Annotated in this window: 21 protein-coding genes; 20 read left to right on the top strand and 1 reads right to left on the bottom strand. The window is 33.4% G+C overall.

Annotated elements, in window-relative coordinates:
* Positions 1–122: 122 nt before the first annotated feature.
* Positions 123–563, top strand: coding sequence for a hypothetical protein (locus EP747_RS18635; protein ID WP_129691582.1), 441 nt, complete (start codon positions 123–125; stop codon positions 561–563).
* A 107-nt stretch (positions 564–670) separates the two neighbouring features.
* On the opposite strand, the gene EP747_RS18630 is transcribed toward EP747_RS18635, so the two are convergent.
* Positions 671–1,165, bottom strand: a complete 495-nt coding sequence (locus EP747_RS18630; RefSeq protein ID WP_129691581.1) for an acyl-CoA thioesterase — start codon at positions 1,163–1,165, stop codon at positions 671–673.
* A 364-nt stretch (positions 1,166–1,529) separates the two neighbouring features.
* Here EP747_RS18630 and EP747_RS18625 point away from each other — a divergent pair, with 364 nt between their 5' ends.
* From EP747_RS18625 to EP747_RS24350, 19 genes are all read left to right on the top strand, one after another.
* Complete coding sequence (locus EP747_RS18625) at positions 1,530–4,061, top strand: vitamin B12-dependent ribonucleotide reductase (RefSeq protein ID WP_129691580.1); 2,532 nt, start codon at positions 1,530–1,532, stop codon at positions 4,059–4,061.
* A 313-nt stretch (positions 4,062–4,374) separates the two neighbouring features.
* Positions 4,375–5,073 carry a vancomycin resistance response regulator transcription factor, VanR-F/VanR-M family gene (gene vanR, locus EP747_RS18620; RefSeq protein ID WP_129691579.1) on the top strand — a complete coding sequence of 233 codons (699 nt, stop codon included), beginning with the start codon at positions 4,375–4,377 and terminating at the stop codon, positions 5,071–5,073.
* Positions 5,066–6,178 (top strand): sensor histidine kinase, encoded by a 1,113-nt coding sequence (locus tag EP747_RS18615; protein WP_129691578.1) that lies wholly within the window; start codon positions 5,066–5,068, stop codon positions 6,176–6,178. Before vanR ends, EP747_RS18615 begins: the two co-directional genes overlap by 8 nt.
* Positions 6,179–6,279: 101 nt before the next feature.
* Positions 6,280–7,197, top strand: coding sequence for a VanY-A/VanY-F/VanY-M family D-Ala-D-Ala carboxypeptidase (vanY, locus tag EP747_RS18610; RefSeq protein ID WP_129691577.1), 918 nt, complete (start codon positions 6,280–6,282; stop codon positions 7,195–7,197).
* Positions 7,194–7,739 carry a VanZ family protein gene (locus EP747_RS18605; protein ID WP_129691576.1) on the top strand — a complete coding sequence of 182 codons (546 nt, stop codon included), beginning with the start codon at positions 7,194–7,196 and terminating at the stop codon, positions 7,737–7,739. Before vanY ends, EP747_RS18605 begins: the two co-directional genes overlap by 4 nt.
* A 264-nt stretch (positions 7,740–8,003) precedes the next feature.
* Positions 8,004–9,482: a protein adenylyltransferase SelO gene (locus EP747_RS18600; RefSeq protein WP_129691575.1), complete on the top strand. Its 1,479-nt coding sequence runs from the start codon at positions 8,004–8,006 to the stop codon at positions 9,480–9,482.
* 222 nt (positions 9,483–9,704) lie between these two features.
* A complete protein-coding gene (locus tag EP747_RS18595) occupies positions 9,705–10,634 on the top strand; it encodes a DMT family transporter (protein WP_328590744.1) in 930 nt (309 codons plus the stop codon).
* Between the two features lie 161 nt (positions 10,635–10,795).
* A complete protein-coding gene (locus tag EP747_RS18590; RefSeq protein ID WP_098428055.1) occupies positions 10,796–11,134 on the top strand; it encodes a hypothetical protein in 339 nt (112 codons plus the stop codon).
* A 7-nt stretch (positions 11,135–11,141) separates the two neighbouring features.
* On the top strand, positions 11,142–13,394 hold the full coding sequence (locus EP747_RS18585) for a glycosyltransferase (protein WP_129691573.1): 2,253 nt from the start codon (positions 11,142–11,144) through the stop codon (positions 13,392–13,394).
* Positions 13,395–13,447: 53 nt separating this feature from the next.
* Positions 13,448–15,211 carry an LTA synthase family protein gene (locus tag EP747_RS18580; protein WP_129691572.1) on the top strand — a complete coding sequence of 588 codons (1,764 nt, stop codon included), beginning with the start codon at positions 13,448–13,450 and terminating at the stop codon, positions 15,209–15,211.
* 158 nt (positions 15,212–15,369) lie between these two features.
* Positions 15,370–16,083: a spore cortex-lytic enzyme gene (gene sleB / locus EP747_RS18575; protein ID WP_129691571.1), complete on the top strand. Its 714-nt coding sequence runs from the start codon at positions 15,370–15,372 to the stop codon at positions 16,081–16,083.
* A gap of 16 nt (positions 16,084–16,099) precedes the next feature.
* Positions 16,100–17,440 carry a germination protein YpeB gene (gene ypeB, locus EP747_RS18570; protein ID WP_129691570.1) on the top strand — a complete coding sequence of 447 codons (1,341 nt, stop codon included), beginning with the start codon at positions 16,100–16,102 and terminating at the stop codon, positions 17,438–17,440.
* 443 nt (positions 17,441–17,883) lie between these two features.
* Positions 17,884–18,189 (top strand): PTS sugar transporter subunit IIB, encoded by a 306-nt coding sequence (locus tag EP747_RS18565; protein ID WP_129691569.1) that lies wholly within the window; start codon positions 17,884–17,886, stop codon positions 18,187–18,189.
* Between the two features lie 22 nt (positions 18,190–18,211).
* Positions 18,212–19,528 (top strand): PTS cellobiose transporter subunit IIC, encoded by a 1,317-nt coding sequence (gene celB / locus EP747_RS18560; protein ID WP_129691568.1) that lies wholly within the window; start codon positions 18,212–18,214, stop codon positions 19,526–19,528.
* A gap of 172 nt (positions 19,529–19,700) precedes the next feature.
* Positions 19,701–20,021 carry a PTS lactose/cellobiose transporter subunit IIA gene (locus EP747_RS18555; protein ID WP_056468118.1) on the top strand — a complete coding sequence of 107 codons (321 nt, stop codon included), beginning with the start codon at positions 19,701–19,703 and terminating at the stop codon, positions 20,019–20,021.
* 17 nt (positions 20,022–20,038) lie between these two features.
* Positions 20,039–21,373 carry a 6-phospho-beta-glucosidase gene (locus tag EP747_RS18550; protein ID WP_129691567.1) on the top strand — a complete coding sequence of 445 codons (1,335 nt, stop codon included), beginning with the start codon at positions 20,039–20,041 and terminating at the stop codon, positions 21,371–21,373.
* Positions 21,366–22,073, top strand: coding sequence for a chitin disaccharide deacetylase (gene chbG, locus EP747_RS18545; RefSeq protein ID WP_129691566.1), 708 nt, complete (start codon positions 21,366–21,368; stop codon positions 22,071–22,073). The genes EP747_RS18550 and chbG overlap by 8 nt, the downstream gene beginning before the upstream one ends.
* 170 nt (positions 22,074–22,243) lie before the next feature.
* Positions 22,244–23,503, top strand: a complete 1,260-nt coding sequence (locus EP747_RS18540) for a helix-turn-helix domain-containing protein (RefSeq protein WP_129691565.1) — start codon at positions 22,244–22,246, stop codon at positions 23,501–23,503.
* On the top strand, positions 23,500–23,652 hold the full coding sequence (locus tag EP747_RS24350; RefSeq protein WP_165347142.1) for a hypothetical protein: 153 nt from the start codon (positions 23,500–23,502) through the stop codon (positions 23,650–23,652). Before EP747_RS18540 ends, EP747_RS24350 begins: the two co-directional genes overlap by 4 nt.
* The last annotated feature ends 87 nt before the right edge of the window (positions 23,653–23,739 follow it).

Genomic DNA, 23,739 nt, shown 5'->3' with positions numbered 1-23,739 from the left:
GGCTGTATAGTCGGTTTTTTTTATTCAACAAAATGGCAGGATAGTTCAATAAGAAAAGGACTTGTTGAATAGTATAGAGAATAAATTTTATAATGATCTAAAACCTTATGTAGGAGGAAATTATGGAGATAGGAAATGAAAGAATACTTAACAATACATTTGCTGAAAAAGGTTTAGATAATGTAATAATATGGGATGTACGAAAGATAAATGATGGTCAACTAATAAAAGTGAAATTTATTAGTAAAGGTTCACAACATAGACAAGGAGTATGGCTAAGAACGAATAAAGGCATTGAAATTCCTGATGTAAGTAATGATGTACATCCAAGTGTTAGTATATGGGAAGATACTGCACCACAAGAGGTAATATGTAAATGTCATACAAATGATGGGAACTTAAGTATCTATAATATATGGGATGATGGTAATGGAAGAGAATCTCAATCATATTCATCTGGTATGATAGTCGAAGAACAAGATGGTAAGTTTATTTATAAATGTAATGATTATGGTTTTGAAACGAATTTTGATGATTTAGTTTTTTCAATTGAAAAACTTTAGGAATCTAATTCAACTAAAGCATGCTTTAGTTGAATAGGAAAAAGCAAAGACCACATTTTGTGGTCTTTTTCTTTTGTTCAAAAATCAACAATTTACTTTAACAGAGCTTATTTTTTGTAAAAAAAATAAGCTAATTCCTTACTTTTAAGTCTTCTATTTTTACGGATTTTAGCCCGTTCTTCTCCGCCTTGATATAGGAATTTTTCTTCCTCAGTTTCGGGAACAATTTGTGGGACTTTAATTAAGTTACCTTCCTGATCCAATGCAACAAAAGTTAAAAAAGCAGTAGCAGCGATTTTCTCTTCACCCGTTTTTAAGTTTTCTGCAGTTACTTTAACGAATACTTCAAACGATGAGGTACCAGTCCAAGTTACATAACTTTCGAATGCGACCGAATCTTTCATCGTGATTGGATGAAGAAAGTCAACTGAATCAGTTGAAGCAGTTACAATTGAAGATCGGCAGAATTTCATTGCTGATATACTTCCGATAATATCTAAGTCATTCATTAATTTTCCACCAAACAAAGTGTTATGACTATTTACATCATTGGGAAGAACTAAATTTGTTCTAATGACTCTTGTTTCATTACAAGTTACCATGTGATTTCTCCATTCTTTAATATCTATAAATTGTACACTATTTAATAGAGAAATTAGCATACTTAATTAAAAAAATTATATGAACAAACTTTCCATTAAAGGATATTTATGAATAAGGAATTCTTGTAGTTGTTTTTAAACATCACGTAGTAAAATTTATATTTGTCAATGAAATTTGTAGGAAAAAGTGCAAATTTAAATAAGTTTATTTCAGTCGTTTACATTGACTTTTACTTCTTAAGTCGGTATATTTATATCTTGTTGAGACGGGATAAATACTACATATGGGTGTTGGAAAGAAAGAGAACACCTATATATCGATTTATGGTAAAATCGATATAATCTATACGAGGAGGAACAGGTGATGATAAATACAATAATTGATGCTGAATTACCTGCGAATATACAGAAATTAAATCAAGACATAATGCATTTTCCAATGATTACACCTATTAATCCAAAGATGCATAAAACAACATTTAAAGGTGTATCTAGAACGGTTATGTTAGATCGATACGCATTTAAAGATATTAAGCTTGTTACATTAGGTGTAGGTGACCTAGTTGTACTAACATATAAGGATGATCCAAAGTTTCCTCGTCGTGGTTATGGTGAAGTAATTGCTATTGACCATAGTCTTGAAGAAGTAACTGTTCAATTAGATTCTCAGTTTGAAGACGGAGCAATCATTACAGTTGCATTTAATAAAGTAGACAAACCACTTGAAATCTTCTACGAACAAATTGCAGACCGTGTTGCACGTGGGCTTGCATCTGCAGAAACTCCAGAAAAATTCTCCGAAGTAAAAGAGATGTTTTATGAAATTTTAGCTAACAAAACTTTTGTACCAGCGGGACGTGTTTTGGCTGGTGCCGGTACAGGAGCTTCAACAACATTCTTTAACTGTTATGTTATGCCTCATATTCACGATTCTCGTGATGGGATTGGTGAACACCGTAAGAAGGTAATGGAAATTATGTCACGTGGTGGTGGCGTAGGAACAAACGGATCAACTTTACGTCCTCGCGATGCAATTGTATATAGTGTGAATGGACGCTCAAGTGGATCAGTTTCTTGGTTACATGATTTATCTGAGCTAACAAATTTAGTTATTCAAGGTGGTTCAAGACGTGGTGCCCAAATGATTATGATGAACGTCAATCATCCTGATATTGTAGAGTTCATTGTTTCAAAGAACCAAAATCCAAAGGTTTTACGCTATATTGCGCAAACTACAAAATCAAAATTAATTCGTGAAGAAGTAGAGCGTAAATTAAAGTTCGAGCCAATTAGTGCAACTGAAAAAGCAGCTTATGAAGCATTAATTCACATTGCAACAATTGAAGGGAAATTAAATACACCTGAAATTGAACAGGCAAAAGAACTTCTTAATGATGGTGGTAAGTATTCAGTTCACAACCCTGAGTTTTTAACAGGTGCAAATATATCTGTTTGTTTAACTGATGATTTTATGGAAGCAGTTGAAAATGATGGAGAATACAAGCTTCAATTCCCTGATTTAGAAAATTATGACGATGAAATGCGTTTAATTTATGATCAAGAATGGCAGGAATGTGGAGATGTACGTGAATGGGCTGCACGTGGATATGGTGTACGAACGTACAACACAATAAAAGCAAAAGAACTTTGGGATTTAATCAACGTGTGTGCAACATACTCTGCTGAGCCAGGTATCTTCTTCTTAGATAATGCAAACAAAATGACGAACGCTGTATCATATGGTCAAAAAGTAGTTGCAACAAACCCTTGTGGAGAGCAACCACTTGCTCCATTCTCTGTTTGTAATTTAGCAGCTGTTAACTTAGCCGAAATGACGGAAAATGGTAAAGTTAACTGGGAAAAGTTAAAGAGAACTGTACAAATCGGAACGAGAATGCAAGATAACGTAATCGATGCAACGCCATATTTCCTAGAAGAGAATACGAAGCAAGCAAAAGGTGAACGCCGTATCGGATTAGGTGTGATGGGATTACATGATTTACTAATCCGTTGTGGTCTAGTATATGGATCAGAAGCTGGCAACAAACTAGTTGATCAAATTTTTGAAGTGATTGCAACTACTGCTTATAAAACTTCAATTGAATTAGCGGAAGAAAAGGGAGAATTCCCGTTCTTATCGACTTTTGAAGATGGACGCGAACGTTTTATTAACTCGGGATATATGAAGAAAATGCCTGAAGAAATTCGTGAAGCTGTTTTAGAAAGTGGTATACGTAATTCGCACTTACTAACAATTGCTCCTACCGGAAGTACTGGAACGATGATGAATGTCAGCACTGGACTTGAGCCTTATTTTAACTTCGTTTACTTCCGTTCAGGACGTTTAGGTAAATTTATTCCTGTTGTAGCTGATATCGCACTAGAATGGTTAGAAGCTAATGGATTTGAAGTAACTGAAGAAAACGTTTATGAGATGATTGAACATCTTCCAGAACAATTTGTTGGAACAATGGACCTTTCTCCAGAGGCACATGCTGATGTTCAATGTATTATCCAAAGATGGATTGATTCTTCAATAAGTAAAACAGTTAATGCTCCTAAAGGTTATTCTGTTGAACAAGTAGCAAAAGTGTATGAAAGATTACACAAGGGTGGAGCAAAAGGCGGGACTGTTTATGTAGATGGTTCTCGTGATGCCCAAGTACTATCGCTAACAAATGAAGAAAATGATTTTACAAATGTAGAAATAGAAACAGTTGAAAATATAAAAGATGCAACGAAAAACGATACTGATGAAACTGCTCAAGTTAAAACAGGTAACGTAGGTGTAGAAAACGGAGACACTTGTCCAATTTGCTTAGCTGGTACGGTAGTTGAACATGGTGGTTGTAATACATGTGATAATTGCCAAGTTCAGTTGAAGTGTGGAATATAAAAGTAAGTATTAAAAAGCCGTGAAGAAATACCTCTTTAGATGTGATAATCTAAAGGGGTATTTTTTATGTTCAAAAGAATAAGGACATTAGCTAGAAGAAATTATAAAAAGTTCAACCTTATTCCCAAAATGGCCATATTCTTGAAGAATAAGAGGAAATAATAGAAAATAATATAGAGACCCAATTTATTGGACAACTAAAGCCAGCTGTAACTCAAAATTGCTAATTAGAGTCTTTTTTAGAGAAATCATCGTTAGGAAATTTAATTGGATAATCATCCACTGAATGTAACGATAAATAGGAGGAAAATAGTTGAAAGCTATATCTATTTTAATAGCGGATGATGAACAGGAGATTGCTGATCTGATAGCCTTACATTTAGAAAAAGAAGGGTATCATGTTATTAAAGTTTCGGATGGACATGAAGCTGTTCGTGTAGTCGAGGCCCAATCGATTGATTTGTTGATATTGGATATAATGATGCCGAAAATGGATGGATATGAAGTAACTCGGCTCATTCGCGAGCGGCATAATATGCCAATAATATTTTTGAGTGCTAAAACATCTGATTTCGATAAAGTACAAGGACTAGTTATTGGAGCAGATGATTATATAACAAAACCATTTACCCCCATTGAATTGGTTGCACGTGTGAATGCTCAATTGCGGCGCTTTATGAAGTTGAACCAACCCAAAGTAGATGATCATAAAGTTATCTTGGAATTTGGTGAAATAATGATTTCCCCTGATCAACGTACAGTTTTACTTTATGGTGAAAACATCGAGCTAACACCGAAAGAGTTTGATATTTTGTATTTATTAGCCAGTCATCCGAAGAAAGTTTTTAGTGTAGAAAATATTTTTCAGCAGGTTTGGGGTGATGCATACTTTGAAGGTGGTAATACAGTAATGGTACATATTCGCACTTTGCGGAAAAAACTCGGAGAAGATAAGCGAAAAAATAAGTTAATCAAAACGGTTTGGGGAGTGGGGTATTCATTTGATGGATAAAATTATACGTAGCTTTCGCTCCAAAATCATCGTATTATTTGCTTTAAGTATGACACTGGCTGGTATTATAACTTACATAATTTTTAAAGGATTACAGCTTTATTATCACACGATGGTTCGATATGGTGACCCCTTGGCCCAGCTTCGTCGATTCATACAGAGTATTGGAGACGTTAACTTCTTTTTATTTCTATTTATCCCACTTGCGATATTGTTTTTCTATTTACTCACTAAGCCCTATTCTACTTATTTTAATGAAATATCAAACGGAATTCATTATCTTGCTCGTGGCAACTTTAAACATCGGGTTTCTATCCAATCAAATGATGAGTTTGGAGATATTGCTCAAGCAATTAATCTAGCAAGTGAAAAATTAGAAGAAGCCGTACAAAGAGGCGATTTTTCAGAAAACAGTAAAGAACAGTTAGTTGTAAATTTGGCACATGATTTACGTACTCCGCTAACTTCTGTGTTAGGTTATTTAGATTTAATCCTAAAGGATGAGAAGTTAACTAAGGAACAAGTCAGACATTTTTTAACAATTGCCTTTACGAAATCTCAGCGTTTAGAAAAACTGATTGATGAATTATTCGAAATAACTAGAATGAACTATGGCATGTTACCTCTTGAAAAAAAGCAAATTAATTTAAGTGATCTACTTTTTCAATTAAAAGAAGAATTGTACCCTGTTTTCGAGAAAAATAATTTGATCGCTCGAATGAATATTTTGCCCCATTTACCTATTTTGGGTGATGGAGAGATGTTAGCTCGTGTGTTTGAAAATCTTTTAACTAATGCAAATCGTTATGGATATGATGGTCAGTTTGTAGATATTAACGGGTTTGTTGATACTAATGAAGTGATTGTTCAGGTTGTTAATTATGGAGATCGTATTCCTCCGGAGGAACTGCCATATCTTTTTGATATGTTTTATACTGGTGACAAAGCACGAAGCCATAAAGAAGATAGCACAGGTCTTGGTTTATTCATTGCAAAGAATATTATCGAGCAACATAATGGAACAATTACGGCCGAAAGTAGTATAATCCGTACTGTATTTGAAGTTAGATTACCGCAGGAAAGTGTCCAAAATGACCAAGTTTAAAAGTTCATAAAGAATTTAAGAAAAATTTAAATTTTACCCCACTTTTTATTTAAAAAGTTTTTCCTATTCTAGAATCAATCAGAATTAGGAGGAACGTGAAAATGAAGAAGTGGGGATTTTTAGTGTTTTTAGTAATTTGCCTAAGTTTTACATTCGTTAAGAAAGAAGCGTCTCTTCAAGATAAAGTAGAGATTCAAACATATAAAATTACCAATAAACAATTAGATAATAAAGAGACTTCTGAAAGTTTCCAAACGAAGGACATTAGAAAAGAATTGGTATATAAAGGAAACTTACTCTTGATTAACAGAAAATACCCTGTGCACCAGGAGAGTATAAAATCAGATGTTGTAAACTTATTTACTCACAAAGAATTGAAAAAGGGATACGAATTGCATGATACAAAAATTGAATTGTCAGAGGATGTAGCACGTAAATTTTCGGAGATGATCGTTGCTGCTAAAAAAGAAGGGGTTCGTAATTTTACAATTAATAGTGGCTTTCGAGACTTTGATGAGCAAAATGCACTTTATCAAAAAATGGGATCAGACTATGCCTTGCCAGCAGGCCGTAGTGAACACAATTTGGGTTTATCACTTGATGTAGGATCGACCAAAATGAAAATGAATGAGGCACCTGAAGGTAAGTGGCTAGAAAAAAATGCTTGGAAATACGGCTTTATTATACGCTATCCAAAGGATAAAACGGCAATTACAGGTATTCAGTATGAACCTTGGCATATTCGCTATGTTGGACTGCCACACAGTGTGATTATGAAGGAAAAGAATTTTTCTTTAGAAGAGTATTTGGATTTCCTAAAAAAACAAAAGTCTATTTCAACTATTATACATGGTGAAAAATACGAAATATCGTATTACCCTGTTACTAAAAATACGACCATTCAGTTGCCTACCAATCTTCGTTATGAAATATCAGGCAACAATATGGATGGTGTGATTGTGACGGTATTTAACAGCTCAACAATTACTAATCTTAAGGAGGATAGCTTAGCGGAATGAAGATAATAAAATTAATTAGCAAAATTTTTGTTTCAACACTATTTGTCCTTTATATGTATGCAATAATTAGAGTCATTCTCTTTAAGTTCCGCTTGAGAGATCTAACCTTTCTTTGGTATCAACTTCAGACTAATCTCGGGAATCCTGTTAATCTCATAAACGAATTGAAAATGGGAAATATTATCCCATTTAAAACAATATTCATTAATATTCAGAGTCTATCATCATGGCCAGATTTTAGTAATTTGGTTGGGAATATCGTAGCATTCATCCCATTTGGAATGTTTCTTGTATTTTTGTCTAAAGATAGAGGGATGTCATTTATAGGCGTATTCGGACGATCTTTGATTTTTAGTTTATGCTTAGAAAGCTTACAGGTTGTTTTTTCTCTAGGAATTTTTGATGTGGATGATCTAATACTAAATACCTCTGGAGGATTGCTAGGCTATTGTGCTATAAAGCTTTGTGATAAGGTTTATAATAAATTTATAGTAAATACATCAAGCAGTGACCAAGACAGAAAAATTGTTAATGAAAAGTAATTTTAAAATTTCGAGGAAGTTGAACCGTACTGTTTATCTTGAACCGTTACTAGAAACGGCTGCTGTGGAGTAGCCGTTGTTTTTGTTAAATGAGCTAATTGAAGTTATGCCTTTTTCATGCAATGTTAGAATATATTGAAGTTGTGGAGTAGACACTAACCTGAAGAATGGATTGTGAAAACAAAATCATAGAAAATCTATGGTTTTTTTGTTATATGTAGAGAGTAAATAATAAAAAAGAAAAAAGTGGAAAAGGGGGATAAGATGACTCAGGGAAAAGTAAAAAGTGATGCAGGATGGAATTTTGATAATAGTTATTCAAAATTACCGGAATTCTTTTTTGCTACTCAAGACTTAAATCCGGTAAGTTCACCGAAATTGGTTGTTCTAAATAAACCAGTAGCATTATCACTTGGTCTAGATGTTCAATCACTTCAAAGCGAAGAAAGTGTAAATGTATTTGCCGGGAATCAAGTGCCAGAAGGTGGATTGCCACTTGCCCAAGCATATGCAGGGCATCAGTTTGCACACTTTAATATGCTAGGGGATGGAAGAGCTTTATTACTAGGTGAACAGATCACTCCAAAAAACGAGCGATTTGATGTACAACTTAAAGGTTCAGGTAGAACACCTTATTCACGAGGTGGAGATGGTCGTGCAGCACTTGGCCCGATGCTTCGCGAATACATTATTAGTGAGGCGATGCATGCGCTAAGGATACCAACTACTCGAAGTCTTGCCGTTGTAACGACAGGTGAACAAATCCAGCGTGAAACTCGATTACCTGGGGCAGTTATGACCCGAATTGCAGCTAGTCATATTCGTGTTGGTACGTTTCAGTATGTTTCAAGATGGGGTAGTGTGAGTGAACTTCAAGAACTTGCTGATTATACAATCCAAAGGCATTATCCAGACATTGAACAAAATGATCCAAATCGATATCTTTCACTGCTTCAAGGAGTCATTAAGCGCCAAGCTTCCTTAATAATCAAATGGCAATTAGTTGGTTTTATACATGGTGTAATGAACACTGACAATATGACAATTAGTGGTGAAACAATTGACTATGGTCCATGTGCATTCATGGATGCATACGATCCAGCAACAGTTTTTAGCTCAATTGATCTTCGCGGTCGTTATGCATATGGAAATCAACCAAAAATGGCAGGATGGAATCTTGCACGATTTGCTGAAACATTATTACCTTTATTGCATGATGATCAGGAAAAAGCCCTAGAAATAGCACAGAATGCAATTTCTGAATATCCTATTACTTATGTTGATAATTGGATCACAGGAATGAGAAGTAAATTAGGAATATTTAATGAAGAAGAACAGGATAAGTCATTAATTGATGGGTTACTTGAAATAATGGAAAAGCATAAAGCAGACTATACGAATACGTTCAAAGCATTATCATATAGTAATCAAGATGAGTTGCCTTTATTTACATCATCTGAATTTAAACAGTGGGAGAAGCAGTGGCAGGAGAGATTAAGTAGACAATCAGAATCAAAAGAAGCATCTCTTCAATTGATGCGAGATAACAATCCAACCGTAATCCCAAGAAATCATCGCGTAGAAGAAGCACTAGAAGCAGCGGTAGAGAACGGAGATTATAGCGTGATGGAGAAATTGCTTAAAGTACTTTCTAATCCTTTTATTGAATCGAAAGAACAGATAAATTATTGTACACTACCTCCTGACCCGGATCGTCCTTATCAGACTTTCTGTGGTACCTGATTATATTCTTATATTTTTTATAGTACAAATACTACCTTTTTCTATAGGTAGTATTTTTTTAAAAGAAAAACGAGGAACATATTTTTAGTGTATCTGAGCATACACTTTGAATAAATCTCAAAAATTTACTATATTAGAAAAAGTAAATAAAAGTTTTCAGATAGAGGGAAAATCTTGATTTCAGAGCTTTCCCTCTTTTTATATTTAGGCCAGTAGAAAGAAGTGGAGAAGTTGAAGAAGCAACAAATTTATATCATTTTATTTTGTATTATGGTGGTATGGGGATTTAATGTAATTGCAACAAAAGTTCTAGTAGAGAACTTTATGCCAGTTACGATGACAGCTATTCGTGTTTTCACTGCTGGAGTAAGTGTTTTTATTATTTTATTTTTAATAAAAAAAGTTCGTTTGCTTACTAAGAAGGAGTTTGGGTATGTATTTTTTGCGATGCTCTTGAATGTAGTTGCCCATCATTATTTTTTATCGATTGGTCTTTCCCAAACTTCAGCATCAAACGGGGGGCTAATTCTAGGAATGGGTCCGCTCTTAACAGCCTTATTGTCGGTTTTCTTTTTAGGTAGTGTAATGAACTTTGTTAGAATTTTAGGCGTTTTATTTGGTTTTGCAGGCGTTGCTTTTATTGTCTTCCAGAGTGGTGGAGGTTTCCATGGCGTTTCGCATGGAGATTTTTATGTGTTTTTAGCAATATTAGCTCAAGCATCTAGCTTTGTTTTAATTAAAAAAGTTTCGAAAACTTTAGATCCAAGATTAATGACTGGATACATGCTAGTGATGGGTTCGATTATTTTATTTGGAATTAGCCAAATACTTGAACCAGGTGGAATGGCAAGTATGGTGCATCATTCAGTAGGAATTTGGGCGGTATTTTTTGCATCAGCAGTTGTTGCAACAGCTATGGGGCATATGCTATATAATTTTGCTCTTGGTAAGGTTGGCACAACAGAGGCGGCTATATTTTTAAATCTAAATCCATTCTTTTCACTTATCGGTGCGGTATTATTTTTAGGTGAAAAAATTGTTTTAACTCAAGTAGTCGGATTTATTTTAATTTTAATAGGTGTGTTGTTTGGTTCAGGAGTATATGAAGATGTAACTCGCAAATTTAAAAGGGATAATCAAATCCAATTCTAAATTCAAAATAGTATAACGATGTATCATAAGACAATTTACCGATAAGGTGATTGTCTTTTTTTATCTGAAGAAATGATTTCTAATTCATCATTTCGTGAAAAAAAACTGCTTATTTAGGGCATATTATAAAGTATTCAAGCTATTAGGAAGGACTTATCAAGATGACAATCGATCCAAGAACTCATTCATTAAATGCAGAAACAATTGAGAATGAATTAGAAATACCTAGTTGGTTTATAAAATTAAATAAGTTTAAATCTAATTTAAATAATTTGGACATAGAGTCTCAGTTTTATGAACAGTTCTTAACCTTATTAATTAATGAAGAAACAGCGTTAGAGCTGCATTATAAAAATATAAAGTATATTGAAAAGCTAGAGAATGAAATTCAAATAATGGAAGAACGTTATCGAAAAGTAATGCACTCAAAGCTTGGCAGATTAATTCAGTTTTATTGGAAAGCTAAAAGATGGCTTTTTAGAAAGTTAAGAGGTTGGTGAGTCAGTTTTGAACAAATTTGAAATTCAGCAAAGATTAGAAGAAATTGAAAAAATTAAGATCGAAATTTACCAACGAATGAATAAAGAAATCCCGGAAGACTTAATATTTTCAAAATATCATTTTAAAAAATTAATAAACGGTATTAGTGTAATCGTCCCGACATACAAAGGTGAAAAAGTGATAAAAAAATGTATTGAATCATTAAAAAATCAAACTTTATCACCAAAATATTTTGAAGTGATCTTTATTATCAATGGAGAAAAAGATCTTACTGAAGAGATATTGATGAATTTCATTAAGGAACATAATATTAATCACTTCAATATTCTTCATTCAGAAGAAGCTAGTGTTTCAGCTGCAAGAAATTTGGGAATTCAACAAGCATCAAAAAAATACATTACATTCTTGGATGACGATGATTATATTTCACCTAACTTTCTTGAAAAACTATTCGATCATGCTGATGAAGAATCTGTTGTCATTTCACAAGTTGTAGACGTAGACCTAGAAGGTAATAGTAATCCTAATAATCCTGTTAACTCCCAAATAAAAAAAGCGTTAGATACTAAAGTTTATACTTATACTGATTTAAATAGTGTTTTAACAATGAATGCTTGTAAATTAATACCAACAAAGAAAGTAAAAACACAACGCTACGAACTTGGTTTAAAAAGTGGAGAAGATGTAGTGTTTTTTACTAAATTATTTGCTTTGCATCATTTTCATCTAAAGATTGTTCCACTAGAAGAGCAGGCGATTTATTATCGAATTTTAAGAGATAACTCAGTTTCTAGACGTAAAAAGTCATTTGAGTTTAATGTAAAAGAACGTCTGGAAGTAATGAAACATCTTGATGTTTTACTAGGGGAAACGAATAGTCCTACAATCCAACAATTTATTAAAGGGAAAATCCACGCTCAATACGGATTTATAGATAGATATATAAACAATAGCAATGAATTGAGAGAAAAAGTTATTGAAGAAGTAAATAAACATTGTTTCGTCTATTTCCCTTATTTTAAGTTATACAACAAAGAGACGCGTTCTTTAATTATTTCTTATTGTTTTCCACCATATGTTGATACAAGTGGAACTGTAATGGCTAAGCGTATTATCGAAAATAATGAAGTTGTGGACGTAATTTATAATAATATGTCGAAGGTAAGGGATATTGATTATCGACAAAATGCAATGGTGGATGGTTTTATTAATAATCGGATGGAAATATCATCTGCCAGTAGTTTTAAACAATGGAAATCAATGAAAGACTTTATTAAAAAATCTCTTAAGGAAATTAAATTTAACGAAAGAAAAAATGGTACATACCATAAAATTTATAGCCGAGCACTATGGCCTGCTTCACACTTTTTAGCATTTGAATATAAATTAAAAAATCCAAAGGCAAAATGGGTTGCAGAATTCTCTGATCCGATTCTATTAGATATTCATGGAAATGAACGGAAGTCAGCAATTATTGATTTGGGGTTCTATAAAAAAGTAAATGCACTTTTAAAGAAAAGAAAATTACCACTAGCATTAAATAATAATATGTTTTTTTGGTGTGAATACATTGCTTATGCATTTGCTGATGAAATTGTTTTTACAAATGAAAATCAGTTGAAATACATGTCAGAAATGTTCCCAATGAAAGAAATGAAAGATGTCATTTTAAACAAAGCAAAAATTTGTAATCAACCGACATTACCGAAGCAATATTATCACGTTAAAGCAAGTAAATATAGAATTGATGAAAATAAAGTAAACCTAGGGTACTTTGGTACGTTTTATCAAACGAGGAAATTAAATGAAATAATAGAAGGACTTAAATTAACGAAGCCTGAATTAAGAGATAAAATTAAACTTCATGTTTTCACGTCTGACCCTAAATCACTTGCAAATGAACTTTCGGGAGAAGTAATTGAAAAACATATAAAAGTAAACCCATATGTAAACTTTTTAGAGTTTTTAAATTTCACAACAAAATTCGATTGTCTAATTGTTAATGATGCGTTTACGAAGGATTTTAAAAATATTAATCCATACTTACCTTCTAAGTTGAGCGATTACAAAGGTAGTGGGAATAATATATGGGGAATTTTTGAAGAAGGTAGTATTCTCAGTAGATTTGAAACAAAATACAAATCAGAAATTGGCGATATTGAAGGTGCCACTAAAGTGTTTGAATCATTAGTTACGGAGAAGTTAATTCAACAATTCAACCAGCTTGATGAAGCATTACCGAATGAGAAATTAATGTAAAAACGAAAATTAACAAAGTTAATTATTATAATTTTGTAAAGGGTAGATTCTTCATGATTAAAAGGAGTTTTAATTTGCTAGGACCAATTCTAATCGGATTGGTCTGTAGCTATTTACTTGTTATTTGGTCTCATAATTATTTGTGGAAGAACAATGTAAATCTTTATCAGAATTGGATTATCACGGATTTTTTTAAGTGGAACTTTATGATTGTGTCAGTTGTTGTTTCAATACTAATAATCGGACTTCTTGTCCTAGGCTATAATGTTTGGTGGATTTTAATTACGATTGTAGGTTCAATTGGGATTTTTTCATATGCACTATCAGAAAAAATAAAATATACCGGAGAGCCTTTTCATCCAAGTGACTTATTTTTCCTGCGTGACCCAATCGTTTTTTTACAATTTTCAAAGCTTCCATTTCTTCTCAAATGGGGAGGGTTAATTGGAGTCATAACATTTCTTTTTTTAGGTACTTTTTTTGCCTATAAAAAATGGAGAAATGCTTCTGCAAGGAAAAATAGTCTACGTTTTTTTCTTATCGTATTACTAGGGGTCTTTTTTTCATTTGGTACAAAAGAAGGCTATGCTTATTTTGTAAAAAACTCAAATGTAAAATATATACCTTGGAATTACGAAACTAGTGTTGAAAGATATGGTATGTATCCAGCATTTTTAGTAACTTATGTAAATAGCAAACGTGAAGAACCTAAAGTATCTAATAAAGTAAAAAATGAAGTCATTAAAGAGATCAATTCTTTAAAACCACTTTCTAAACCTAAACAATTACCAGATATTTTAGTGATTCAAAGTGAGGCATACAGTATTCTAGATGACATGAAATTAAAATGGAACACTGATCCAAATGCACCTCTTCGCTCTATAAATGAAGGGATTCATGGAACTCTAATAAGTAATACATTTGGTGGCCGGACAGCTAACGAGGAATTTGAAGTATTAACTAGTCTAAAATTAAAACGTAAATTCGAAGATCGTACACCATACCAAGAAGGAAAAATGGGGAATAGACAATCACCTAGTTTCATTCAAGATGTTAGATATTTTGGTATGGATACAATAGCCCTTCATCCATTTAAAACATCATTTTTCAAACGAAAAGAAGTTTATCCTAACATAGGATTTAATCAGTTCTTGTCAGAAGCAGATTTAACTTCTTGTCAAAAGTTTGGTTCATATTTATCAGACGAGTGTAGCTCGAAAAAAGCATTATCATTAATTAATAAAAAAGGGAGCCAATTTGTATTTTTTGTGACAATGCAAAATCATTTTGATTGGCGTAAAGGCCATTTTCCTGAAGAAAACATGAAGGTTAGTGGAGTACCTATGGATGAGGATTTAAAAGGAAAAGTGGAGAGTTATGCAAGTGGTATTTATAAAAGCGGTAATTCTCTTGTTTCAGTATGGCAAGAAATAAAAAAACGTAAGAATCCTACAATCGTCCTTTTTTATGGTGACCATCGTCCAACATTTGGCGATAAAAAGGCAACATACGAGCATTGGGGAGCACCACTGGAGAAAAGTGAAGGAGAAGATTGGTATAATGAAACACCGATGTGGATTTGGAGTAACGACAAAAATACAATGGACAAGATTAGAACCTATTCGAAGCCATTTTTAGAAAAAGGCAATCTTAAATTAGAATCCTATGAAATTGCACCTCTTTTAATGAAAGTTCTAACAAACGGTCAGATCGAACATTCATGGTATGATTGGGTACTTCAAAATCATTCAAATGATATTTGGGATTGGGTAATATATGATCGAGTATATGGTGAAGGTATAACCTTTAATAAATAATAAAAATGGGGCCAATAGGTCCCTTTTTTATTGGATAAAAAAATGACTTATTTTTAGATTTTAGAAGGAAATCTTATTGCATCTCAAAAGTGTTTACATAAATTGGGAGTTCTTGAAAAAAATACAAAAAGGGATAATTATACTTTAGGAGGTTTGAAATGAGGAAACTAGTTTTCTTAAAAGGTCCTTTAATATTACTAATAGTATTTGTTAGTTTCTTTTGTAATGTTCAACTTAAAAATGTAAATGCTTTTACAAGCCAAGTGCTTCAAATTGGTGCTACAGGAGAAGATGTTATTGAATTACAGTCTCGTTTAAAATACAACGGCTATTACACTAGCAAGGTGGATGGGGTGTTTGGATACAACACATATTGGGCAGTTAGGAATTTCCAAAATAATTTCGGAATGCCTGTAGATGGAGTTGTTGGAGCTAAGACAAAAGCGATGCTAGTAAAAGCTACAAAATATGAAAAAGGTGAAAATGCAGGTGCTGGATCGAATGTTCCGAATGGTTATTCGCAAAATGATATTCAGTTAATGGCTAATGCAGTTTATGGTGAATCACGTGGTGAACCGTATATCGGACAAGTAGCAGTTGCTGCAGTAATTCTGAATCGCGTTAGCAATTCATCATTTCCAAACACAGTGTCTGGTGTTATTTTTGAGCCGGGTGCATTTACGGCCGTGTCTGACGGACAAATTTATTTAACACCAAATGAGACGGCCAAAAAAGCTGTTTTAGACGCTGTAAATGGTTGGGATCCGAGTGAAAGTGCACTTTATTATTTTAATCCAGACACAGCGACAAGTGCTTGGATTTGGAGCAGACCACAAATTAAACAAATTGGTAGACATATATTTTGCCGATAAGAAAGGAGTGTTTTAAGTGATTAAGGAAGCTGCAATAGGCGTTTTAGCAATTGGAATTATCGGAACAGCATATTGGGGTTATACAGAGCATAAGGCTAAAAACGAAATCAATATCCAGGCAGAAAACAACTATCAACGAGCATTTCATGAACTAACTTATGAATTAGATTTATTACATGATAAAATTGGCGATACTTTAGCAATGAAATCAAAGTCATCCCTCTCTCCAGCACTAGTTGAAGTATGGGGACTAACTTCTCAAGCTAGATCTAACGTAGGGCAACTTCCTTTGAGACTATTACCAGTTAATAAAACGGAAGAATTTCTAACAAATATTGGTGATTTTAGTTATCGAACTGCAGTAAGAGATTTGGATAAAGAACCATTGACTCAAAATGAATACGCAACACTGCAAAAGTTATATGATAACTCTGCTGAAATTCAAGGAGAGATTAGAAAAGTTCAGCATATGGTATTTGAGAATAAATTACGCTGGATGGATGTAGAGCTTGCTTATGCAAAAGATCAAAATCCGAAAAATAACGTAATTATTGATGGATTTAAGACAGTGGAAAGGAATGTAATGACATATTCCGATGCAAATGCAGATCCATCACTGACAAATTATAAAGTAATTCGTGCAAGCCTTTCGAATGTAAAAGGTGAAAAAATAACGACAAAGCAAGCGAAGGACATTGCGAAAAAATTTCTTAAATTAAATAGTACAGCACAAATAAAAGTTGATCTTACAGGTGAAAAATTAGAAGATCGGTACTATAGCTTAGAAATTAAGGAACCAAAAACAAATAGCGAAATTTATATGGATATTACTGAAAAGGGAGGATATCCAGTTTGGGTTATTGATAGTCGTGATATAAGTGCACAAAAAGTCGATTTAAATCAGGCTTCAATTAACGGTCTGAAATTTTTAGAACGTAATAAATTCTCCAATATGGAACTAACAGAAAGCTCTCAATATGATACGATTGGTGTATTTACATACGTAACAAAGCAGGATGGTGTAAGAATCTATCCTGAATCTGTTACGATGAAGATTGCTCTTGATGACGGAAGTATTGTAGGATTTTCATCAAAAAATTACTTAGCAGCATATACAAAAAGAACGATTCCAAAGCCGAAAATATCGGTTCAAGAAGCGAGAAATAATATTAGTTCAAACTTGAAAATAATGGAAGAGCGCAAAGCGATCATTTTAAATAAGTTGAATCAAGAAGTACTTTGCTATGAATTTGTAGGGACACGAGGTAATGATACATATCAAATATTCGTGAATGCGGATACTGGTGTAGAAGAACAGATTAAAAAATTGAATGTCTTAGTCGAAAACTACGACTGAAGCTCGCACTTTTTTAACGATAGAGGACTTAAGTATATAACTTAAGTCCTCTATTTAATTTAAAGATTCTCCTAATCATAATGACGATTTAAAAATGGTAGGAATGCCAAACTAGCATTTCAGTTCAAAATACATGCATTATTTATTACAAATACGAGATTTTTTTCAGATAGTTTAAATGAATAATCTTGTCAGTTAAGTCTGATAAGTTATCATACTTTAGGCTTGTACAAAGCTTTGTTTTAAGCGACTTTAGGAGTAGGAATTTATAGAGTTCAATTAGTAAAAAAATATTTTTTATATTTGTCCTAATGTCCAAAATAGTGAATATATATTTCTTGAGATTAAAATTCTAGAGGGAGAGAGGTAAGGGGTAGATTCTGCTTGTTAGTAGAAGTTTAATTGTATTGTAAGCGTTTCCTTTAGAGAGAAAGGGGGATTAAATGAACATATTATTATGTTGTGCTGCCGGTATGTCTACAAGTTTATTAGTTACAAAAATGGAAGCTGCTGCAAAATCTGAAGGAATCGATGCAAGAATTTGGGCAGTGAGTGCTAATGATGTTAAAAATCATATTGATCAAGCAGATGTATTACTTGTAGGTCCCCAAGTAAGGTACCTACTCCCACAATTAAAAAAAGAAGGTTTACAAAAAGGAATACCAGTTGATGCCATCAATCCGGTTCATTACGGGATGTGTAAAGGAGCAGAGGTCCTGAAATTTGCAATCGATTTAATAGGTTCATAATTTCATATAGGGGTGATTTGTGATGGCCAACTTTACTCAAATGTTAGAAGAGAAAGTAATGCCTGTTGCTGGTAAAATTGCAGGTCAAAGACACTTGCAAGCATTACGTGATGGAATTATTTTAACACTACCTCTTATTATTGTCGGTTCTATTTTCTTAATTTTAGGCTTCTTACCGTTTGACGGATATCCAGATTTTATGGCAAAAACATTCGGTGAAGCTTGGCAAACAAAGCTTCTTTATCCTGTAAGTGCTTCATTTGATATAATGGCGCTCATTGCAGGATTTGGTATTGCATATCGACTCGCTGAACATTACAAAGTAGATGCATTGAATGCTGGAGCGATCTCGATTGCCTCATTTATTTTATCAACACCATACTTCACAATGTTTAGTCCAGATGGAGCAACTGCTGCTATTAAAGTAGGCGGAGTACTCCCTATGGCATTTTTAGGTAGTAAGGGTCTATTTGTTGCTATTATTATTGCGTTGTTCTCAACTGAAATTTATAGATGGGTAATTCAAAGGAATTTTGTTATTAAGATGCCGGATGGTGTACCACCTAGTGTAAGTAAATCATTCGTTGCATTATTCCCTGCATTTCTAGTAATTCTCTTAGTATGGATTATTCGTTTATTAATTGAAAATACACATTATGAAACTCTACACAATGTCGTTGGGGATCTATTACAAGATCCACTTAGTAGACTTGGTGGATCATTAGCTGGCGCGTTAATTGCTGTGTTATTAATTCAGTTATTATGGTCAGTTGGTTTACACGGTGCGGCAATTGTTGGTGGTGTAATGGGTCCAGTATGGTTAGCAGCAACTGATGCAAACCGTTTAGCTTTACAAGCTCATCATGCAATGCCAAATGTCGTAACACAACAATTCTTTGATATCTTCATCTACATGGGTGGTTCTGGTGCAACAATTTGTTTTGCTCTTATGATGCTATTATTTGCAAAGAGTCAGCATGCAAAACAACTAGGAAGGCTATCGATTGGACCTGGTATCTTTAATATTAATGAGCCAATTACGTTCGGTGCGCCTGTAGTAATGAATCCATTACTTTTAGTTCCATTTATTCTAACGCCATTAGTACTTGTTGTAACCACATATATAGGAATGAAAACGGGATTTGCTCCAAAAACTCATGGTATTGCAATTCCTTGGACGACTCCACCAATTATCGGCGGTTGGCTAGCAACTGGAGGTAACTGGAGAGGCTCTGCAATGCAATTGATTAATCTTGTTATTGCATTCTTAATTTACTTCCCATTCTTTAGAATGTGGGATAAACAAAATTTACAAACTGAACAAGGCTCACCAAAATAAGAAATGCAAAAAGGGGCTTGCTTTCAAGCAGGCTCCCAAACAATTGGAAAGAGCTTGTTTTCAATCAATCAGATTACAAGGAGTTTTGATTCTACGTAAACACACTGGAAGCTTGCCTATAGGCAGGCTCTTGGTATTGTTTTCTTAAATTCTAGTAAAGGGTGTGATTCTAGTGACAAAAGAAGAATTGTACAACCTTTCCTTTCAGTTAATCTTGCATAGTGGAAATGCTAGAAGTCTTTCAATGGAGGGAATCTATGCAGCAAAGGAAAAAAATTTTGAGCTAGCTTTTGAGAAGCTTTCAGAGGCAGATCGCGAGTTTAGTCAAGCACATCGCTTTCAAACTCAATTGATTCAGGCAGAGGCTGGTGGAGAAGATTTTGATACACCAATTCTATTAATTCATGCACAAGATCATTTAATGACAGCAATGACGCTTAAAGATTTAGCAAGGGAGATTATTGAACTACGGCAAGAAGTAAGCAACCAATAAAAGGAGGTTTACATAGTATGAGTAAATCAATCAAAATTGCGACAATTGGTGGAGGCTCAAGTTATACTCCAGAGTTAGTAGAAGGTTTTATTAAGCGGTACAATGAGCTTCCATTACGAGAGCTATGGCTTGTAGATGTTGAAGAAGGCAAAGAGAAATTAGAGATTGTTGGTCAATTAGCAAAACGAATGTTTCAAAAGGCAGGTCTTCCTGTAGAAGTTCATTTGACACTTGATCGAAAAAAGGCACTTAAAGATGCTGACTTTGTTACAACGCAATTCCGCGTTGGTTTGTTAGATGCGAGAGCAAAGGATGAAAGAATACCTTTAAAATATGGTGTACTTGGTCAAGAAACAAATGGACCAGGAGGATTATTTAAAGGTTTGCGAACAATTCCAGTAATTTTAGATATTGTAAAAGATATGAGGGAGCTTTGTCCCAATGCGTGGTTAGTTAATTTTACAAATCCTGCTGGTATGGTTACTGAGGCGGTACTTCGTTACACCGACCATCGAAAAGTAGTAGGTTTATGTAATGTCCCAATTGGAATGGAAATGGGAATTGCCAAATTATTAAATGTCGAGCATTCTCGCGTACGAATTGATTTTGCTGGATTAAATCATATGGTTTATGGGCTTGATGTATTTGTTGACGGCGAAAGTGTAAAAGATCAAGTCATTGAATTATTAACGAATCCGGAAAACTCTAGTTTTGTTAAGAATATTCAAGGATATGGATGGGAACCTGAGTTTCTTCGTGCTTTAAACGCACTACCTTGTCCATATCATAACTATTATTATAAAACTCGTGAGATGGTTGAAAAGGATATTAAAAATGCCGAAACTGTAGGAACTCGTGCTGAAGTTGTTAAAAAATTAGAGGATGATCTTTTTGAACTTTATAAAGATCCAAATCTATCAATCAAACCACCTCAACTTGAAAAAAGAGGTGGAGCTTATTACAGTGATGCAGCGGTTCGCTTAATTTCTTCTATTTATAATGATAAAGGTGATATTCAACCAGTTAATACGATGAATAATGGTTCGATTGCCAGTATTCCTAACGACTCAGCAGTAGAGGTTAGCTGTGTTATCACAAAGGATGGGCCAAAACCAATCGTAATGGGGGATCTACCGGTATCTGTAAGGGGGCTCGTTCAACAAATCAAATCATTTGAAAGAGTAGCTTGTGAAGCGGCGGTGACTGGTGATTATGATTTGGCAATTCTAGCGTTAACGATTAACCCGTTAGTTGCATCTGATAAAGTTGCTAAGGAAATTGTTGATGAAATGTTAGAAGCACACAAGAAATACTTACCTCAATTTTTTAAAGAGGTGAATGTAAATGATTAAACTAATTGTGAATGCAGATGATTTTGGCTATTCAAGGGGAATTAATTATGGAATAATTGATGCACATAAAAATGGAGTTGTTAACTCAGCTACGATGATGATGAATATGCCCGGCGTAAGTCACGCAGTAGAGCTAGCAAAAGAAAATCCTAGCCTTCAAGTAGGAATCCATCTTGTTCTAACTTGTGGAAAGCCACTATTAAATGATGTTCCAACACTTGTTAATGAAAATGGTAACTTTAAAAGTCGACATGAATTCTTTGAAGATAAAAATATATCACTAGATGAATTAGAAAGAGAATGGACTGCACAAATAGAAAAATTCTTAGAATTGGGACTAAAACCAACTCATTTTGATAGCCACCACCATGTTCATACCGTACCTGAGTTTTTACCAGTCGTACAGAAGTTAGCTCAAAAATATAATTTAAGTGCTAGACGCATTTCTGAAAATGCTTTACAAGGAATCGCTCCTTTTACGGATGTTTTTCTTCATGATTTCTATGGGGAAGGCGTGACGGATGACTATTTTGAAAAGATAATAACACGCGTTCAGGACGGTCAATCTGTTGAAGTCATGTGTCATCCTGGTTATCTTGATTACGAGATACTAAACAATTCCTCTTACGCTAAAGATCGAGTAAAGGAGACGCTAATTTTATCTGCTGTTAAACTACCAAAAGAGATTGATTTATTATAGGGTAATTTAATTACTAGCATAGAGTCTGAAATGGGCTCTATGCTTTTTTTTTAGTATATATATATAATTAGAGTTTTATAATCATGGGAAAAAATGTAAGATGAAATAGGAGTAGTTTTACACTATAATGAATATTAACAATATTAAAATAATATTTAAGGAAAATATCTATGAAAATTGGAAAAATTATTAATTACCATCGAAAAAAACAACAGATGACACAAGAGCAACTATGTGATGGAATTTGTTCAATTTCTCATTTAAGTAAGATTGAGAACAACTCAAAAGAGGTTAATATCGAAACTTTAAACTTATTGTGTATGAAGTTAGGTATATCAGTTGAAGATGAAAAAAATAAAGTTAATCATATTAAAATAAAACTACAGGAGTTCTATGACGCAATGGAACGACTGCATCATAAAAAAGCAAATACACTCTATCTAGACCTCACGGAATATAAAGAGTTTGTCCAATATACGGAATTGCTTTATGTATATGAATTATACATGTTAAGGTATACTTTGTTTTTAAATCAGGTCGATTTGGCAGAGCAATTGATTGAAAAAATGGGTCAAAATACGAAGATGTTTTCTGAATTTGAACTATTTGTTTGGAATGTATTAAATGCAATTTTTAATCATAAAAGGAATAATTTTATTAAATCTTTAGATTTACTAGAAGAAGTAAAAGATTTAAGGAAACTGTATCGAGATGAAATAACTGAATATTATTATTTAAAATCCTTAATGCATTGTAGATTAGGACAATCTGCATTAGCAATCTATTTCGGCAATAAAGCGCTAGAAGTTTTTAAAAAAAGGAATAATATTATTAGAATGTTAGATGTGAAAACAATTTTATCAATCCATTTAACTGAAACAGGTGAATATGAAAGAGCAGAAAATTTATTAAAAGAAATACTAGATGATGCAGAATTAATTCAAAACACAACAATTGAAGAAATGGCTTGGCATAATTTAGGTTTTTTATATGGTACTCAAAATTTTTCAGAAAAAGCGTTGGAGTGTTATTATAAATCACTTGCGTTAATAGAGAAATATACTGAGAGTTATTACCTTACATTAGGAAATATTGCTACTCATTTGCTAAAGCTACAAAAAAATGAACAAGTTGTGAATATGCTAGATCAGGAACTAGAGTCATTTGAAGATACAACAAAATTAGAATATGTGAAATTACGAGTATTATATTTTGAAGCAAAAAATGAAGAGAGGGCACTAATCCGGTATTTAATGGCAGACGGCTTACCAATTATGGAGAAATACGGTAATCGAATGAAGGTTTATGAATACAGTGAACGAATTGCCGAATATTACCAAAGACAAGGCGACCCACTTTTAGCTAATAAGTATTTACAAATCAGTTTACATCAAATGAAGAAGACACATAATAAAGGAGTTCTCAGATGAAAAAGAAGATTAAACTTATCACTCTTTCCCTAATTATCACTGTGCTGGTGAGTGTAGGAGTAAATACTATTCAAAGTCATCATTCGCCAAACAATGAAATTTACGCATCCAATAAGATGGAAGATGATCCAAAACCTCCAGGAAGTTGATGGGGATATAAACAAGAAACACAAGGTAAATCCATTTTCCTTGTGTTTTTTGTTTATAGTTGAATTAAGCCGAGTTCACAAAGTATT

Source organism: Gottfriedia acidiceleris (assembly GCF_004138285.1).
GTDB classification, from domain to species: Bacteria; Bacillota; Bacilli; order Bacillales; family Bacillaceae_G; genus Gottfriedia; species Gottfriedia acidiceleris_A.
Note: the sequence above shows the minus strand (reverse complement) of the source record. Positions and strands in the feature narration are given on the sequence as shown.